Origin of the sequence: Pseudarthrobacter sp. NPDC058119 (genome assembly GCF_042884655.1) — a bacterium.
Classification (GTDB): Bacteria; Actinomycetota; Actinomycetes; order Actinomycetales; family Micrococcaceae; genus Arthrobacter.
This window is the reverse complement of sequence record NZ_JBHVTN010000004.1, coordinates 287,280-303,629: the sequence shown is the minus strand read 5'-3', so window position 1 is coordinate 303,629 and position 16,350 is coordinate 287,280. Positions and strand designations below refer to the sequence as shown.

The window sequence follows — 16,350 nt, the reverse complement described above, 5'->3', positions numbered from 1 at the left end:
CGGGATAGGCTACGTCCATGGCACTGATAGCCCCCCGGGTCTCGGCCGGCCTGCCGGCCGGCGAGGCCCGCGCCCTGACGCGCGCCCTTGAGGACAGCAACGACATCACCGTGTTCGTGGACGGCACCGTCCACCGCCTGCCCGCGCAGGCGCGGGACGCCGTCGTCGATCTCCTCGCGAGGCTGGGACGCGGTGAGACAGTGACGGTGAGCAGCGTGGAGGAGATGCTGACAACCTCCCAGGCTGCCGAACTGGCCGGGATTTCGCACACCTACCTGCGGAACATGACCGACCGCGGGGAAATCCCGGTGGAGTACCGCGGATCGCACCGCCGGATCCGCACGGCCCACATCATGGCGTGGCTTGAGCAGCAGAAGCTTGCCGAACAGAAGCGCAAGCAGGGCAAGAACGCAGCAGTCGACGCCGGCGCGGGCGAATAGTGCGGGCCCCCCTGGCATGGCCTTCGCGCCGGAAGGATATTGCGCTCCGCTCAGCCGGGGTGGAAGCGAACGGTTTCACCGGCCGGATCCTTTGGGCTGACGGCACACCCGCCCCTGGACCGGATGCCGCCGGAACCGCCACGGCACCGGCCTACATCCTCATTCATGGCATCGGCGTTTCGCACCGCTACCTTCGCCGCTTACACGGTGAGCTCGCGGCCGTTGCCCCCACGTACTCCCTGGACCTGCCGGGCTTCGCCGGAACGCCCAGGCCGGACCGGCAGCTGTCGGTGGCCGACTACGGCGCCTTCATCGCACAGGCACTCAAGGCCAGCGGCATTGCCTCCTACATCCTGGTGGGGCATTCCATGGGCGTGCAGTTCGCCATCGAGGCAGCGCTCTATGCGCCCGGCCAGGCGCAGCGGCTGGTCCTCATGGGTCCGGTGGTGGACTTCCGGCACCGGAATGTCCGGCAGCAGGGATTGGCGCTCTTCCTGGACGCCCTCCTCCGGGAAAGTCCCGGGTCGAACTGGATCGTGTTCTCGGACTACTTCCGCTGCGGGCCGCGCTGGTACTTCACCGTACTCCCCGTCATGATGGCCTACCCTACGGAGCGGAGGCTTGCCGGGATCAACGTTCCGGTCCTGGTGCTGCGCGGCGACAACGACCAGGTGGCGGGCGCCGACTGGTCGCTCCAACTCTCCCGGGTGGTGCCGGAGGGAAGCTTCGCGGAGGTCCGGCACGCCGGGCACGTGGTCCAGCACCTGCGCCCGCGGCAGGTGGCGGATGCCATCAAATCCTGGGCCGGCCCGCCCAGCGCCGCATCTTGAGCGCAGCGTGCAGCTCCAGCCGGGGCATCCCCTTCAGCGGATCCACCCCCAGCAGCTGCCGGATCCTTCCCAGCCTGTTGTAGATGCTGCTGCGGTGCAGATGGAGCTTGGTGGCCACGTCCTGGACCGAGCCGTCATTGTCATAGAGCAGCTCCAGGACCGGAATGAGCTCGCCGTTGCGGTCGTGGTCCTCGAGCATGCGGAAGTACACCGAGCCGGAGTCCGCCCAGGCACCCACCCCTCCCCCGGCGGACGCCAGCAGCTGGTACACGCCGGTGGCCCTGCAGTCCACCAGCTCGCCCAGCTGCGGGTCCACCGCGGCCGCCTGGGCTGCCAGCCGTGACTGCCGGTAGGCCTCCGAGAGCTGCCGGGTCTTCGCGAAACCCTCACTGATGCCCAGGATGATCCGGTGAACCGGGCGGCCGGAACGCTTGGCCAGCTCCAGCTGGTAGTGCACCAGGACCTGGGCATGGTTGGCCCGGCCGGTCGATTCGCGGAACAGCACCACCGAATGCGTCTCCGTCCCGGCGCTGAAGAGGGCAGCATCCACGCCCACCGTCGCCTGGAGCGCAGTGGACCGGTGGATCAGGGTGGATGCGATGGGGTCCGGCCCACTGGCCCAGCCGTCCGCGTCCAGGACCGTAACCATCTGCCACGGCCCCCTCCCCTGGACTTCCTTCCAGCCGGCCACCGCCGCCACGGCGTTGGGTTCCCCGGCACAGGCGGCCAGGAACTCCCGCTCGCGGCCCCGCCGGAACTCGGATTCAGCCGTGTTGGAGTCCAGCAGGAGGCCGGACAGCAGCTCAAGCTCGTGGTTGACGCCGGGCAGCTGGGTGAGGATCGCCGTCGGGCTTTCCTCCGCCGAGTCCTGCTGCACCCAGAGATAGCCCACCCGGAAGCCACGCACCATCAGCGGGACGCACACGCGGCCCAGCATGCCCAGGTCCGGGTTGGCCGGCACCACGACAGGCCGCACGGCGGTGGCGATCCCGTGCGAAAGCTGCCAGGCGCTCACGTCAGCCGGGACCTTCTTGCTCAGCAGGAAGTTCACCCGCACGCGGTCCGCATGGGACTGGTTGGAACTGTAGGCGAGCAGCAGCCCGTCCAGATCTTCCAAGGAAAGGCCCCGGCCCAGCTTCTGCGCCACCTGTTCGACGAGCTGTTCCACACCCTGCTGCTGCATGGGCCAACAGTACTGCCCCGGCCGTCCCGCGGACGAACGGACACGAGGCGACACCTGACGCTTCAGGACTCGACGTATGTCGAGCTGAGCGATTCAAAAACCGCGGAATGGCGCGGTTGGGTTCAGTGCCAGGGTGCAGCGGCATGTCGCCTGGCTCACAGCGGGATTTATCGTTGATACACGAAAATCCTTCCGCCTTTTCGGCCTACCGGCCCCAAAAACTGGAGCAGACGATGATCATCGGCGTCCCCAAAGAAATCAAGAACAACGAATTCCGCGTGGCCATCACCGCGGCCGGCGTCCACGAGTTCCTCACCCACGGACACACTGTCCTGGTGGAGCGTGGAGCAGGCCTGGGCTCGGGCATCACCGACGAGGAATACTCGATCGCCGGCGCCGAAATCGTCAACGAAGCGGACGACGTCTGGGCCCGCGCCGACATGGTGATGAAGGTCAAGGAGCCCATCAAGTCCGAGTACCACCGCTTCCGCAAGGGCCTGATCCTCTTCACCTACCTGCACCTGGCCGCCGAGCCCGAACTCACCGCCGAGCTCATCAACTCCGGCGTCACCGCCATCGCCTACGAAACCGTGCAGGAAGGCCGGTCGCTGCCGCTGCTGGCCCCGATGTCCGAGGTTGCCGGCCGGCTGTCCGTCCAGGTCGGCGCCACGTCCCTGATGGCCCCGGCCGGCGGCAAGGGTGTCCTGCTGGGCGGCGTGCCCGGTGTGCGCCCGGCGAAGGTGGTTGTCCTGGGAGCAGGCGTGGCCGGGACCAACGCCGCTGCCATGGCCCTGGGCCTGGGTGCCGACGTCACCATCCTGGACATCAACATCAACCGGCTGCGCGAACTGGATGCCCAGTACCAGGGCCGGCTGAAGACCGTTGCGTCCAACAAGTACGAGATCGAGAAGTCAGTGGTGGACGCCGACCTGGTCATCGGTTCCGTCCTGATCCCGGGCGCCAAGGCCCCCAAGCTGGTCACCAACGACCTCGTGGCCCGCATGAAGCCGGGCTCTGTCCTGGTGGACATCGCCGTGGACCAGGGCGGCTGCTTCGAGGACACCCACCCCACCACGCACCAGGAACCCACGTACAAGGTGCACAACACCATCTTCTACTGCGTGGCCAACATGCCCGGCGCCGTACCCAACACGTCCACGTACGCACTGACCAACGTCACCCTGCGCTACGCCGTGTCCCTGGCAAACCTGGGCGTCAAGGCCGCCTTCGACCGTGATCCCGCCCTGGCTGCAGGCCTGAACATCGCCGCCGGCCACGTGGCACACCACTCCGTGTCGGAGGCCCACAACCTGCCCCTCGTGGCTGACTGGCACGAGCTCGTCTCCGCCTAAACCCCTCCGTCGATTGCTCCGTAATTGTCCTTTTGAACCCTCAGAACGGCATTTCCGGAGCAATCGATGGGTCATTTAACCCAGTTCCCTCGCCCGCTCGATGATTTTGAGGACCTCGACGGCGTCCGACGGGTTGACCGGGAGGGGCAGGGATGACTCTGCTCCGCCGTCGAGGATCTTGGCTGCCAGCAGTCGGTAGAACTCCGGGTAGTTCCCGCGTTCCGTGGGCAGGCGGTCCAGGTGTCCGTCGCGGCCCAGGAGCCCGGCCCATTCCGGCGCCTCCACGCCATAATCCGCATCCAGCGGACTGCCGCCGGCCGCCATGTACGGCTCCTGCGGGTCCACCCCGTTCTTGGTGAAGCCGCCGATGGAGCCCAGCACCCGGAAGCGTGGCCCCTGCTGGGCGCACAGCATGTTCATGGCCAGGTGGCTGGTGACACCAGACTGGTGCCTCAGGACCAGGAACGCGTCATCATCCGCCCGCTCATCGGACCGGCGGGCCTGCAGTTCCGCGTGGAGGACCGTGGCCGGGCCGAACAACTGCAGCGCCTGGTCAATCAGGTGGGTGCCCAGGTCGAACAGGACGCCTCCGCCGTCGGCAGCCGTGGCCCGCGCCTTCCAGGCCTTGGCAATGGACGGGGACCACCGCTCGAACGTCGACTCGAACCGGGTCACCTTGCCCAGGGACTGTGTGGCCAGCAACTTCCGGAGCGTGAGGAAATCACCATCCCACCTGCGGTTATGGAACACCGTCAGCACGCGCCCCTCCGCCTGTGCCAGCGCAACGAGCTCCTGCCCCTGCGTGCTGGTGACCGCGAACGGCTTGTCCACCACCACGTCCAGGCCCGCTTCCAGCGCAGCCTTGGCCAGTGGGTAATGGGTCAGCGGTGGCGTCGCAAGGACCACAAGGTCCAGGTCACTGGCCCGCTGAAGGACTGCGGTACCGTCGCGCACCACCTCCACCCCCGGAAGCCGGGACGAGGCACTTGCCTGCCGCCCGGCGTCGGACGTTGCAATCACGTCCAGCGAATAGCTGGGGTTGGCCGCCAGCAGCGGTGCGTGGAAGACGCTGCCGGCAAGCCCGTAGCCGACGACGGCGGTGCGGACGGTGCGGGGGTCGCCTTCAGTTCGGGTCATGCCAGCAACGCTACCCCTGGGTCCCGCGTGCTTAAAGCGCCGGGTTAAAGAAGCCGGCACCCCTGGTAATCCAGGGGCGCCGGCTTCCTGACAAGACTGCGGGTGGTTACTTCTTCACCCAGCCGATGGTGGTCCAGTCCGGGACCTGCGAGGTGCTCTGGAAGAGCGACGGGCCGTAGTTGGCAAGGCCAGTGCGGACGAAGGAGATCTGCGGGCCGTTGAAGACCACGCCCATGGAGTAGTACTTGGCCATGTGTTCCTTCTCCACGTCCATCGCTGCCTTGTTGCGGGCTGCGTTGTCCTCGATGGAGGCGAGGTCGGCGATCTTCTTGTCCAGGTCGGCGTCGCCCAGCTTGTTCTCGTTGACCTTGGAGTCGTAGTACTGCTTGACGGCGTCAGTGGCATCCGGGCCAACGGTGTAGCCGGAGATGCTCAGGTCGAACTCGCGGCTGCCCAGCACCTTGCCGAAGTCGGCGGAGGCGCGCTGGTCGATGCCCACGTCCATGCCGCCGGCCTGGAGCTGCTTCTGCAGGGTCTGTGCCACGGCCAGGGTGGTGGGGTCGTCGCCGAAGTTGCTGATCTTGAAGGCGGCGGGCTTGCCGTCCTTCTCCATAATGCCGTTGGCGTTGGCCTTGTAGCCGGCGTCGGTGAGGACCTTCTTGGCGGCATCGGCACCGGTTTCCTTGACCGGGTAGTTGTCCTGGTAGTACTCGGAGAACGGCAGCAGCATCATGGAACCGGAGCTGGGCTCTTCCCAGTTGAGGCCATTGAAGCGGACCTTGCGGAGGGCTTCGCGGTCCACGGCGGCGAAGATGGCCTTGCGGACGTTGACGTCGGTGATGCGCTGGGCGTTGAGGTTCAGGCCACCGGCGAAGAGGCGCTGGCCGCGGCGGATGTCCGAATCCTTCGTGCCATCCAGCTGCTTGTACAGCGAGATGGTGTTGGCGGACATGGCGTCGATTTCACCGTTCTTGAAGGCGGCGATCTGCGCGCTCGTTTCCAGCTGGCGGAACGTCACGTTGGCCAGGACCGGCTTCTGGCCCCACCACTTGTCGTTCGGCACCATGGTTACCGTCTTGGCGGCGGTGTCGTACTGGTCAAGTTTGAAGGGACCTGCCATCCACTCCGGGTGAAGATTGCCGTTGAAGCCCTCGTTGAAGATTTCGGGGGTGTTGACGGCGGGGTGGATGAGTCCGAAGAAGAGCGAATCCACGGGGAAGACCGGGCGGGAAGTCTTGACGATGACTTCCTTGTCGTTGCTGCCTGCCTCGACGGAGTCAACGAACTCATAGGCTCCGGAGCTGACGATGTCGTAGCCGTTGTCCGGGCTCTTGAGGATGTTCCAGGTGTTCTTGAAGGCCTTGACGTCGATGGGCGTGCCGTCGTTGTAGGTGGCCTTGGGGTTCACCTTGATGGTGATGGTCTGTTTGCCGTCCTTGACCTCGCTGTCCACTGATTCGCAGAAGTCGGGGTTGGGCGTGACCTTGCCCTTGAAGTCCACCTTCCAGCAGCCGCCGATGCCGCCGCTGTTCATCGCAACCGGGTTCATGGGGATCTGCAGGGCGGAGTTGTCCGCGCTGTTGCCGTTGTTGGAGAACCCGTTGAAGTCCGGCCCAATGTTGCCCAGCGGCAGGGTGACCTTGCCGCCCTGCTGGAGGTCGGACGCCGGTTTCTCGTTGATGCTGATCAGTTTGGACAGATCGCTTCCGGATTCCTGCCCCTTGGCGGTTTCGGGGCCACTGGCACCGCCACCGCCGCAGGCCGTCAACGCCAGGGCGGCAGCAATGGCTGCAGCTCCGCCGATCCTGTTCAGTTTCCTCATGGTTTTCCCTTCATTGGTGCGAGTGGTGGTGCTTGGGGTTCGAAAAGTCCTAAGGGGCATGGTTGTCCGCCGGTTCGTGGACCACCAACATGTCCTCATCCAGTTCCCCATCCGGGAAGAAGCAGGCGAACCGCTGGTCGGTGGCAGTGGACGCTGTTTCCAGAGGCGGTTCCTGCGTGAGGCATTTCTCCTGCTTGGCGGGGGGCAGTGCGGCGAAGACGGGGCAGCGGGTGGCGAAGTTGCAGCCCTTGGGCGCCTGCAGCGGCGAGGGCAGGTCGCCCTGGAGGATGATGCGTTCGCGGGTGCGTTCCAGCCGGGGGTCGGGCACCGGGATCGCGGAGAGGAGGGCGCGGGTGTACGGGTGCCGCGGGTTGTCGAACACCCGGTCCACGGCGCCGACCTCCACGATCTTGCCGAGGTACATGACGGCCACCCGGTTGGAGATGTGGCGCACCACGGAAAGATCGTGCGCCACCAGCAGGTAGCTCAGGCCCAGTTCGGCGCGCAGGTGGTCCAGGAGATTAATCACCCCGGCCTGGACAGAGACGTCAAGGGCCGAGACGGGCTCGTCCAGGACCACCAGCTTGGGGTTCACGGCCAGGGCGCGGGCGATCCCGATGCGCTGGCGCTGGCCGCCGGAGAACTGGTTGGGGAAGCGGTTGACGTGGTCCGGCTGCAGGCCCACGAGCTTCATCAGCTCCATGATCCGCTTCCTGGTCGCTGTCCGGTCCATGCCTGCGTTCTGCAGTGGTTCGGCCAGGACTTCGTACACCGTGAACCGCGGATCCAGGGCGCCGGTGGGGTCCTGGAACACCATTTGGAGTTCACGCCGCATCTTGCCCTTGGTCCTGGCATCGGCCGCCTGCTTGTTGCTCAGGCCGCCGATCACCACCTCGCCGTCCTGGTCCGGGTGGAACTCCATGATTTCCAGGAGCGTGGTGGTCTTTCCCGAGCCCGATTCGCCCACGATCGAGAAGCATTCGCCTTCGCGGATGTCGAAGCTCAGGCCGTCCACCGCCTTAACGGTGCCGATCCTGCGCTTGATGAGGGCGCCCCTGGTCAGCGGGAAGTGCTTGCGGACGTCCTTGAGCTGCAGGACCGTGGACCGCTCCTCCCGGGGAATCGCGTCAAAGCGGGACACCGCCACCGGCGGGGCAGCGAAAACGTCGTGGACATCCACGGAGCCGCCCAGGGACCCTGATTTGATGCAGGCGGCGCGGTGCTGGGCGTCGTCGTCAACGGGTGCCAGCGCGGGTTCGCCGTCCAGGCACGCCTCCGAGGCCAGGGGGCAGCGGGGAGCGAACGAGCAGCCGGTGGGGGTGTGCAGCAGGTTCGGCGGCATGCCCTCGATGGGAACGAGCGAGGATTTCTCGGCCACGTCCACGCGGGGCACCGCACCCAGCAGGCCCATGGTGTAGGGCATCCGCGGGTTGTAGTAGATCTCGTCCACGGCACCGGTTTCCACCGGCTTTCCTGCGTACATGACCATGATGTCGTCTGCCATTCCGGCCACGACGCCAAGATCGTGCGTGATCATGACCACCGCGGCGCCCGTCTCCTCCTGCGCCGTGTGGAGCACCTCGAGGACCTGGGCCTGGATGGTGACGTCCAGTGCCGTGGTGGGCTCATCGGCAATCAGGACGCGGGGGTTGTTGGCGATGGCGATGGCGATCATGACGCGCTGGCGCATGCCGCCGGAGAATTCGTGCGGGAAGGCCTTCAGCCTGTCCTTGGGGCTGGGAATCCCCACCATGGCCAGGAGTTCGACGGCGCGGGCTTCCTTTGCCGTCCGGCTCATGGTGGGGTGGTGGATGGTGAGCGCTTCCATGATCTGCGTGCCCACGGTGAACACGGGCGTGAGGGATGACAGCGGGTCCTGGAAGACCATGGCAAGGTCGTTGCCGCGGTATTTGCACATGTCCTTGTCGCTGAGCCCCAGCAGCTCCCGGCCGTTCAGCCGGACAGAGCCGGACACCTGGGCCGTGGGCGGGAGGAGCCCCATGACGGCCAGGGAGGTGACGGACTTGCCGGAGCCCGATTCGCCGACGATCCCGAGCGTCTTGCCCGGCATCAGGTCGAAGTCGACGCCCCTGACGGCGTGCACGACGCCGTTCTCCGTATTGAAGCGGACGTTCAGGTCGCGGACGGACAGGACGGCGTCGCCCGGCGCGTGCAGGCCTGCCACGTGCAGGCGCTCCACGGCTGACCGTGATGGGTCCGTGGCTCCGGTGGTGGTTTCGCTGCTCATGCCGCCTTCTTTTCCGCGGTGGTTTTCCGGGCTTTGGATTTTTTGGCCCCGCCGCTGGACGTGGAGCTGGGGTCGAAGGCGTCGCGCAGGCCGTCGTTCATCATGGCCAGGGAACCGGTCAGCAGGAACATCACAGTGAGCGGTACCCAGAACATCCAAGGGAAGGTTTGCACCTGGGAGGTGGCTTGGCCGATCAGCACGCCCAGACTCACGTCCGGAACCTTGATGCCGATGCCGATGAAGGAGAAGGCGACCTCGGCCAGGATGGCTGCGGTGACGCCGCGGGTGATATCCAGGATCAGCAGTGAGCCGATGTTCGGTACCAGGTGCCGCCAGACGATCCGGCGCGGCGGGACACCCATGTACTGGGCCGCCTTGACGAAGTCACGCTGCATCAGCGACATGGACATGGACCGGATGAGGCGGGCGGTGCCCATCCAGCTGAACACCAGCAGGACGATGATGAGGAGGAGCCAGGAGGGAAGGTCGCGCTTAAGCCCGGCGCCGCCGCCGCTCGTGGCGACGGCGACCACCAGGAGCGCCGGCATCATGATCAGCGCTTCGAGGATGAACAGCATGACCTTGTCCACCTTGCCGCCGAAGTAGGCCATGGTGCAGCCGTAGACCGCGGCGATCAGGACCGACACCAGGCCCACCACCAGGCCGATCAGGATGGAGATCCTGGTGCCCTCAACGGTCATGGCGTAGAGGTCGATTCCTGCCTGCGAGGTTCCGAGGTAGTGGTCTGCCGACGGGGGCATGCCAATGTTGAAGGGATCAATGGTTTCCTTGTCCCAGGGGGTGAAGAAACCGCCGATGAACGAGAAAACGGTCAGGGCAAGGAATATAACCAGGCCCGCAACGGCCGTCTTGTTCCGCAGGAAGCGGCGGAAGATGATGGTGGTTTTGCCGATGACGACGTCGGCGCTTTCCAGGTGCGCATCCTGCGCCACTGCTGCCGGGTCGACGGCGTTCAGGTTGGTCATGGCTACTGCACCCGTACTCTCGGATCGACAAGCGTGGTGGCGAAGTCCGCGAGGATGGCGCCGAGGGCGAAGATCACGGAGCCGTAGGCGAGCGTGGCCGTGGCCGCGTTGACGTCCTGCAGCGAGATGGCGTCGATGCTCCAGGAGCCGACGCCCGGCCACGCGAAGATCTTCTCGGCGAAGAAGCCGCCGGCGAAGATGGCCGGGATGGTGAAGGCGATGCTCTGGGCTACCGGGATGAAGGACACCCGAAGCGCGTGCCGGGCAATAGCCTGGTTCCGGGTCAGTCCCTTGGCCCGCGCGGTGCGGACAAAATCCGCGTTGACGTTGTCCAGCAGGTATTGCCGCTGCGCTATCTGGTAGGCGCCCCAGCCCACCAGGGTGATGGCCACCGTGGGCACCGCATAGTGGGCCAGCATGTCAACGAACTGGGCCCAGCCGGGGGCGAGGCCGGGGGTGGAGATGCCGGTGACGAAGAAGATCCGGTCGCCCACCGACTCGTTGATGTTGATGGCACCCAGCTGGACCAGGAAGTAGGCGATGGGCGCCGGCACGATGTAGGCGAGGTAGCTGTAGGAAGTGATGACCCTGTCCTGGAACTTGTACTGGCGTGCCGCGGAATAGACGCCGAGCGCGACGCCGATCACCAGGGTCAGGATGATGGACGCCAGGAACAACCGGGTGGAGATCCAGACGCGGTCCCCAAACTCGGCGTTGATATAGGCGCCGTTGGGGCTCCGGCCCCAGTCCCACCGGGTGACGATGCCGGTGAGCCAGTCAACGTAGCGCTCCCAGGGGCTCAGCGCCGGGTCCAGGCCTTTGAGCCGCATCGAGTTGGCCACCTGCTCGGGGGTGGGCCGGGGGATGCGCTCCTGTTCGAGCAGCGCCGGCTTGAGCGAGCTGACTGCCAGGAAGTAGCCGGCGGACGTGGTGAGGAAGATCATGACCACATACGTGAGGCCGCGCTTGGCGAGGTACTTGAGCATGGGCGCTGCTGGATCCTTCCGTCCTCCCCGGACAAGCACGGATGGTGCCGCCTCACCGGGTCCCCTGTACCAGCGGGTAGCTGGCTTCCCGCAGCCCCTGGGGGCAGGTCCTGGTGGACTATGTCGCGGGTCACATTCCAGAGGAAACTATCACAAGCCACAAGCCGAAAAGCCCGGGAATCCCCTGAAACGAGGCGCGCCGTATCAGATCGTTATGAATAGTTCTGTGAAGCCCGCGTGACTGGACGCAAAGTCTGTTCAGCGCGTACTATTCGCGCCTGTGACAACCCGTGTCACAAGGTCTCGCCACGAAGCGGCCAGCCGTTCGCATGTGACTCCATGTTCACGGATCAGATGCAGAAGCCGCTCGGGGTCCAGTGTCGCGTTGAGGGATCCGGCCATCAGCCAGGGCTCCGGGGATTCTGCACCGGCTTCACGCAACAGCATCTCGACGTGCCGGTCCCAGAGTGCGGCAGCAGGGACTTCGAATTTTCCCCTCGAAGCATTGCCGGCCGCGAGCACCAACTCCCCGTACTCCACCACGTACGCGATCCGCTCGGCCCCGAAGGCGATGAGCCGGTCCAGCGGCGGGGCGCCCGGACCCAGGGGTGGCGGGCCAAACAGGAAGCGGGCCTGGAAAGCGGCCTCCGAGTCGTTCAGCAAGGTCAGCATCAGGCCGGCCCGGCTTCCGAAGCGGCGGAAGACGGTCCCCTTGCCCACGCCGGCCTGCTCCGCCAGTCGGTCCATGGTGAGCGCGGCCGCTCCGCCCTGTTCGATCAACTCCCGTGCAGCCAGGAGCAGGCGTTCACGGTTCCGGGCAGCGTCGCTGCGTTCCGCGGCAGTCACGGGGGCCATGCCCGGCCGCATTGGGATGGACCTCACACAGACAGTGTAGCCACGGGGAATATAAACGGACTACGGTCCGTTTATTCTGGTGAAGGCTCTGCGAGCCGGAAGTTTGACCGAAGCGGCCCCCGCCGTTCCCCTAGCCAGGAGTTCCCATGACCAAGAGCACAGTCCTTACCCTTGTCGGCAGCCTCCGCGCCGAGTCCACCAACCAGAAGCTGGCCGAGGCCATCCAGCTCAACGCCCCGGAGCAGGTGGACGTGGTGATCCACGAGAGCCTGGGCAACATCCCGTTCTACAACGAGGACCTCGACATCGAGGGCCAGGTACCCGCCGCCGCAGCAGCCCTCCGGGCCGCAGCCGAAGAGGCGGACACCGTCCTCCTGGTTACCCCGGAGCACAACGGCACCGTGCCCGCCGCCCTGAAGAACGCCATCGACTGGCTGTCCCGGCCCTTCGGTGCCGGCGCCCTGGCAGGCAAGCCCACCGCCGTCGTCGGTACCGCGTTTGGCCAGTACGGCGGCGTCTGGGCCCAGGATGAAGCCCGCAAGGCCGCCGGGATCGCCGGTGCTCAGATCCTGGAAGACGTCAAGCTCGCCGTCCCCGGTTCCATGGTGCGCTTCGCTGAAGTCCACCCCAAGGACGACGCCGAGGTCGTGGAGCAGATCAAGGGCGTCTTCGATGCCCTTGCGGCAGCGGCACCGGCGGCCTAACACCCCGCAACGCAGCGCCCGGCACGCTATCTTGCGTGCCGGGCGCTGCCACGTCCACGGACTCCCGTGACCAAGTCTTGTCCCAACCGGTACCGCACAGACATCTCCGCCGCCAGCGACCGCCGTAGCTTTAATCCACTGGACCTACCGGATCGGATTGCGGCGCCGCATGGCAAGAAAACGGAACTGGAGGACCCGCGGGTGCGGCATCCTTGCCGCTGGCTGCCTGGCGCTGCTGTTCTCCGGCTGCAGCCTCCCCGCCCCTCACCCCGGCGAGCCGGCACCAACCACCACCACGGGCGGTGACGGAGCCAGCGCCGCCCCACTGGCCCTCCTTCCCGCGACGATGCCGGGCGATCCCCCGGATACCTCCCCGCCGACACCCTCCGGCGGCGGCGGCTCCGCGGCTGTGCCCGTGACGGCCTACTTCGTACTGGTGGACGACGGCGGCAGGAACGGCATCCGCTTCGGCTGCAATGACAGCCTGGTTGGCTTCGCCCGGCCGGCTGCCGCTGGCAACGCCCGGCTCGGGGCGGCGATCGGTGCCCTGCTGGGCAGTGGGCAGCAGCCCGGCAATTCCTATAACGCCCTGTCCACCTCGCGGCTGACGTTCCTCTCGGGCAACTTCGACGGCACCACTGCCACCGTCTACCTGTCCGGAACCCTGAACCGGGGCGGCTCCTGCGATCCGCCACGGATCGAGGCCCAGCTGACCCAGACGGCCCTTGAAGCGGTGGGTGCCATCAGGGCGGAGGTCTATATCAACGGCGAAATCCTGGCCGAGTACCTGGCCCAAAAGTAGCCCCGCGACTCCTGGCGCATCGATAAACAGGTGTTGCCTTGGAAGCAACAAAGGGCTGTATCCTGACTCTGTGACCCACGAAACACTTGACACCTCCGCCGGAACGCTGCCCGCCGAAGCCATCGATGCGATCGAGCGCGCCGCCACCTCGGCCCACCGCCACGAGGAACTGTTCTCGGAGCGGGCGGCAAACATCCGCCAGTCCGCGGTCAGGGACGTTTTCGACATCTCGATGCGGCCGGGACTGGTGTCCCTCGCGGGAGGAAGCCCGTACCTCCAGTCACTGCCCTTGGACCGCCTGTCAGCTACAGCGGCGGACATCATTGCCAAGGACGGACTCACTGCCCTGCAGTACGGCGCCGGGCAGGGAACCCCGGAGCTCCGGGAGCAGATCTGCGAGGTCATGGCCGCCGAAGGCATCCTGGACGCCCGCCCCCGGAACGTAGTGGTCACCGCAGGCTCACAGTCCGCCCAGGATGTTGCTACCAAGCTTTTCTGCAACCCGGGGGACGTGGTCCTGGTGGAGGACCCCACCTACGTCGGCGCACTGAACACCTTCGAGGCGTACCAGGTCCAGGTGGAAACGGTGGAGATGGACCAGTTCGGCCTGGTCCCGGAACTGCTGGAGGCACGGATCGCGGCGCTCCAGCTCGCCGGCAGGAGCATCAAGTTCCTCTACACCATCCCTAACTTCAACAACCCCTCCGGCATCACCCTGGCCCGGGAACGGCGGCAGCAGGTGGTCGACATATGCCGCAGGGCGAATATCCTGGTCCTGGAGGACAACCCCTACGGACTCCTCCGCTTCGAGGGTGAGCCGCTGCCCCCGCTGCGCGCCGCCAACCCGGACGACGTCATCTACCTCGGTTCCTTCTCCAAGATCTTCGCGCCCGGCCTCCGGATCGGCTGGGCACTGGTGCCGGAACACCTGCAGCGCCGCTACTACCTCGCCGCGGAGTCGGTCACGCTCTGCCCGCCCGCCCTGAACCAGATGCTGGTCTCCGCCTACCTGCGCGACTACGACTGGAGGGGCCAGATCGAAACCTACCGCGGCCTGTACGCCGAGCGGTGCCGGGCCATGCTCGCCGCCCTCAAGGAATACATGCCCGCCGGAACCACCTGGACCAGCCCGCAGGGCGGCTTCTTCGTCTGGGTCACGCTTCCGGAGGGCATCGACACCTACCCGTTGCTGCACAAGGCGATCGACGCCGGCGTGGTGTTTATCCCCGGTGCTGCGTTCACGCCGTCGGACGAGCCGTCCAACAAGCTGAGGCTCGCCTTCAGCGCCGTCCCTCCCGACGCCATCGCCGAGGGAGTGCGCCGGTTGGCGCCGGTGCTGCAGGAAGCCATGGCTGCGCTGTAGCGTAAGCCACACGAACGCCGAGGACCGAGCAAAGGAGCATGCATATGGGTGGAATCATCGTTGTAGGGGTTGACGGCAGCGAAACCGCGAAGCGGGCGGCGGAATCGGCCAAAGACCTCGCGGCAGGACTGGACGCTTCGCTGCACGTCGTGTCGGCCTTCGACAGCGACCGGACCGAGGTCTTCGGCAGCGGCAGCGACCGCTGGATCGTCTCCGACGCCGACGCCGCAGAACAGGTGGCGCGGACCGTGGCGGAATCCCTGGGCCGCGACGTCGCGGTGACCTATTCGGCAGCCCGCGGGCGGCCCGCAGATGCCCTCATCAAGGAAGCCGTCCGCATGGATGCCCGCATCATCGTGGTGGGAAACCGCCGCATGCACGGCATCGGCCGGGTCCTGGGCAGCGTAGCAAACAGCGTGGCCCACAACGCGCCGTGCGATGTGTATATCGCCAACACCTACGACGCAGACTAGGCCCTGGAGCCCCGTGGGGTAACGCAGGACACCACCCGTGGTGGCGGATATCGCTGCGGGTGGTGTCCGTTCTCACCGCCATATCACCTTTTAAGCTGCTGGCGCAACGATAAAATTGGATGGGCCCCCAACGGCGTGGACACTGACGAATCCACCCACCAGCGAAGGGCTCCCCTTGATCACCATGCAGCGCCGCCAGCTTGTTGGCCACGACATCCTCCTGGCCCGCCACGGCAACCACATCAGCTCCATGCGGGTGGACCGCAGCAACGACCGTGTGGTTGCGCTGCTGGACGACGGCAGCCTGGACAGTGCGCCCAACCTCATCACCCCGGGGCTCCAGCTCCCCGCCACGGTGCGCAGTGTCCTGCGCGAAGACTGGAAGCTCCTGAGCGCCTGGGCCGGCATGGCCGCGCTCATGGGCGGCCTGATGACCGCCGCCGCTGTTGTGCTGGGAACCACCGCGGACCCGGCCATCCTGGAAGCCTTCACCGCATACGCCGCCTACTAGGCCAACAATTCCCCCGGCTGCGCGGGGGCTTAGCCCACCAGCCAGCCCTGCAGCAGCCACCAGATCCCGGCCATCACCAGGCCGCCGAACAGCGATCCGGCCACCACCTGGGCCAGGGAATGTGCCCGCAGTACCACCCGTGACCAGCTGACCGCCGGGACCAGGAGCAGCAGCGGTGCCCACGCTGCGCCGAGCATCAACACCGATACGACGGCGGCGCAGGACACGGCAGCGGCGTGGCCGCTCATCTTCCAGAACGGGCTGACCACGGCCAGTACCGCCACGCCGCCCACCACCGCCAGCACCATCGCAAAAACGCTCTCCGGTGCATCCACGGCACCCAGTACCAGCAGCCCCACGGCGATGCACCCGAGCGCCATCAACAGCACGGGTGCACGCTGCTTCCGGTCGCTGACGTGGTGGTCCGTGACTTTGCCCAGCCTGACCAGGACCAGCAGCACCACCAGCGGAAGCACGCACACGAAGAGGGCCGCCAGCGCGCCGTAGCCGATGGTTCCCGGGAAGCCCGGCTGGGCCAGCGGGCTGATCAGCAACTGCAGGGAAACCACCACCGGCGGCTGGAAGACCTCCGTCAGCCACCTGGCCGTGCGGTTCCTGGCCTGGATCGCCCCGTTGTCCAGTGCCACTTCCTGAACCG

At 66.4% G+C, this 16,350-nt stretch carries 16 protein-coding genes; 8 read left to right on the top strand and 8 right to left on the bottom strand.

The features are described 5' to 3' along the window. The first annotated feature begins 17 nt into the window (after positions 1-17). A complete protein-coding gene (locus ACFVTD_RS11405; RefSeq protein ID WP_387562511.1) occupies positions 18-440 on the top strand; it encodes a helix-turn-helix domain-containing protein in 423 nt (140 codons plus the stop codon). A 59-nt stretch (positions 441-499) separates the two neighbouring features. After that, entirely contained in the window at positions 500-1,270 is a 771-nt protein-coding gene (locus tag ACFVTD_RS11400) for an alpha/beta fold hydrolase (protein ID WP_387562508.1), read from the top strand. On the opposite strand, the gene ACFVTD_RS11395 is transcribed toward ACFVTD_RS11400, so the two are convergent. Further along, on the bottom strand, positions 1,233-2,453 hold the full coding sequence (locus tag ACFVTD_RS11395; protein ID WP_387562505.1) for a PucR family transcriptional regulator: 1,221 nt from the start codon (positions 2,451-2,453) through the stop codon (positions 1,233-1,235). The genes ACFVTD_RS11400 and ACFVTD_RS11395 overlap by 38 nt on opposite strands. 233 nt (positions 2,454-2,686) lie before the next feature. On the opposite strand from ACFVTD_RS11395, the gene ald reads away from it, so the two are divergent. Continuing rightward, the gene (gene ald / locus ACFVTD_RS11390) at positions 2,687-3,805 is read left to right on the top strand and encodes an alanine dehydrogenase (RefSeq protein WP_141182758.1); all 1,119 of its coding nucleotides are present in this window, start codon (positions 2,687-2,689) and stop codon (positions 3,803-3,805) included. A gap of 75 nt (positions 3,806-3,880) precedes the next feature. On the opposite strand, the gene ACFVTD_RS11385 is transcribed toward ald, so the two are convergent. The 6 genes from ACFVTD_RS11385 to ACFVTD_RS11360 all read right to left on the bottom strand — a co-directional run bounded on the left by ACFVTD_RS11385 (position 3,881) and on the right by ACFVTD_RS11360 (position 11,866). Continuing rightward, on the bottom strand, positions 3,881-4,942 hold the full coding sequence (locus tag ACFVTD_RS11385; protein ID WP_387562501.1) for a Gfo/Idh/MocA family oxidoreductase: 1,062 nt from the start codon (positions 4,940-4,942) through the stop codon (positions 3,881-3,883). A 106-nt stretch (positions 4,943-5,048) separates the two neighbouring features. After that, the gene (locus ACFVTD_RS11380; protein WP_387562498.1) at positions 5,049-6,764 is read right to left on the bottom strand and encodes an ABC transporter family substrate-binding protein; all 1,716 of its coding nucleotides are present in this window, start codon (positions 6,762-6,764) and stop codon (positions 5,049-5,051) included. A gap of 49 nt (positions 6,765-6,813) precedes the next feature. After that, positions 6,814-9,012 carry a dipeptide ABC transporter ATP-binding protein gene (locus ACFVTD_RS11375; RefSeq protein WP_387562495.1) on the bottom strand — a complete coding sequence of 733 codons (2,199 nt, stop codon included), beginning with the start codon at positions 9,010-9,012 and terminating at the stop codon, positions 6,814-6,816. Then, entirely contained in the window at positions 9,009-9,998 is a 990-nt protein-coding gene (locus ACFVTD_RS11370; RefSeq protein ID WP_387562492.1) for an ABC transporter permease, read from the bottom strand. Before ACFVTD_RS11370 ends, ACFVTD_RS11375 begins: the two co-directional genes overlap by 4 nt. Positions 9,999-10,000: 2 nt before the next feature. Further along, positions 10,001-10,984, bottom strand: coding sequence for an ABC transporter permease (locus tag ACFVTD_RS11365; protein ID WP_387562489.1), 984 nt, complete (start codon positions 10,982-10,984; stop codon positions 10,001-10,003). A gap of 258 nt (positions 10,985-11,242) precedes the next feature. After that, positions 11,243-11,866 (bottom strand): TetR/AcrR family transcriptional regulator, encoded by a 624-nt coding sequence (locus ACFVTD_RS11360; RefSeq protein ID WP_387562486.1) that lies wholly within the window; start codon positions 11,864-11,866, stop codon positions 11,243-11,245. A gap of 119 nt (positions 11,867-11,985) precedes the next feature. Here ACFVTD_RS11360 and ACFVTD_RS11355 point away from each other — a divergent pair, with 119 nt between their 5' ends. From ACFVTD_RS11355 to ACFVTD_RS11335, 5 genes are all read left to right on the top strand, one after another. After that, positions 11,986-12,543 carry an NAD(P)H-dependent oxidoreductase gene (locus ACFVTD_RS11355; protein ID WP_387562483.1) on the top strand — a complete coding sequence of 186 codons (558 nt, stop codon included), beginning with the start codon at positions 11,986-11,988 and terminating at the stop codon, positions 12,541-12,543. A gap of 169 nt (positions 12,544-12,712) precedes the next feature. Then, a complete protein-coding gene (locus ACFVTD_RS11350) occupies positions 12,713-13,345 on the top strand; it encodes a hypothetical protein (RefSeq protein ID WP_387562480.1) in 633 nt (210 codons plus the stop codon). Between the two features lie 70 nt (positions 13,346-13,415). Next, a complete protein-coding gene (locus tag ACFVTD_RS11345; RefSeq protein ID WP_387562477.1) occupies positions 13,416-14,708 on the top strand; it encodes a PLP-dependent aminotransferase family protein in 1,293 nt (430 codons plus the stop codon). A gap of 44 nt (positions 14,709-14,752) precedes the next feature. Next, entirely contained in the window at positions 14,753-15,181 is a 429-nt protein-coding gene (locus ACFVTD_RS11340) for a universal stress protein (RefSeq protein ID WP_387562474.1), read from the top strand. Positions 15,182-15,356: 175 nt separating this feature from the next. Next, complete coding sequence (locus ACFVTD_RS11335) at positions 15,357-15,692, top strand: hypothetical protein (RefSeq protein ID WP_387562471.1); 336 nt, start codon at positions 15,357-15,359, stop codon at positions 15,690-15,692. A 29-nt stretch (positions 15,693-15,721) separates the two neighbouring features. Here ACFVTD_RS11335 and ACFVTD_RS11330 read toward each other — a convergent pair whose 3' ends face one another. Continuing rightward, entirely contained in the window at positions 15,722-16,339 is a 618-nt protein-coding gene (locus tag ACFVTD_RS11330; protein WP_387562468.1) for a phosphatase PAP2 family protein, read from the bottom strand. Between the last annotated feature and the right edge of the window lie 11 nt (positions 16,340-16,350).

Bases quoted from the DNA above. Each gene is read 5' to 3' on its own strand.
- ACFVTD_RS11385 (WP_387562501.1), bottom strand. From the start codon at position 4,942: ATGACCCGAACTGAAGGCGACCCCCGCACCGTCCGCACCGCCGTCGTC.
- ACFVTD_RS11405 (WP_387562511.1), top strand. From the start codon at position 18: ATGGCACTGATAGCCCCCCGGGTCTCGGCCGGCCTGCCGGCCGGCGAG.
- ACFVTD_RS11395 (WP_387562505.1), bottom strand. From the start codon at position 2,453: ATGCAGCAGCAGGGTGTGGAACAGCTCGTCGAACAGGTGGCGCAGAAG.
- ACFVTD_RS11355 (WP_387562483.1), top strand. From the start codon at position 11,986: ATGACCAAGAGCACAGTCCTTACCCTTGTCGGCAGCCTCCGCGCCGAG.
- ACFVTD_RS11370 (WP_387562492.1), bottom strand. From the start codon at position 9,998: ATGACCAACCTGAACGCCGTCGACCCGGCAGCAGTGGCGCAGGATGCG.
- ACFVTD_RS11375 (WP_387562495.1), bottom strand. From the start codon at position 9,012: ATGAGCAGCGAAACCACCACCGGAGCCACGGACCCATCACGGTCAGCC.
- ACFVTD_RS11340 (WP_387562474.1), top strand. From the start codon at position 14,753: ATGGGTGGAATCATCGTTGTAGGGGTTGACGGCAGCGAAACCGCGAAG.
- ACFVTD_RS11380 (WP_387562498.1), bottom strand. From the start codon at position 6,764: ATGAGGAAACTGAACAGGATCGGCGGAGCTGCAGCCATTGCTGCCGCC.
- ald (WP_141182758.1), top strand. From the start codon at position 2,687: ATGATCATCGGCGTCCCCAAAGAAATCAAGAACAACGAATTCCGCGTG.
- ACFVTD_RS11350 (WP_387562480.1), top strand. From the start codon at position 12,713: ATGGCAAGAAAACGGAACTGGAGGACCCGCGGGTGCGGCATCCTTGCC.
- ACFVTD_RS11365 (WP_387562489.1), bottom strand. From the start codon at position 10,984: ATGCTCAAGTACCTCGCCAAGCGCGGCCTCACGTATGTGGTCATGATC.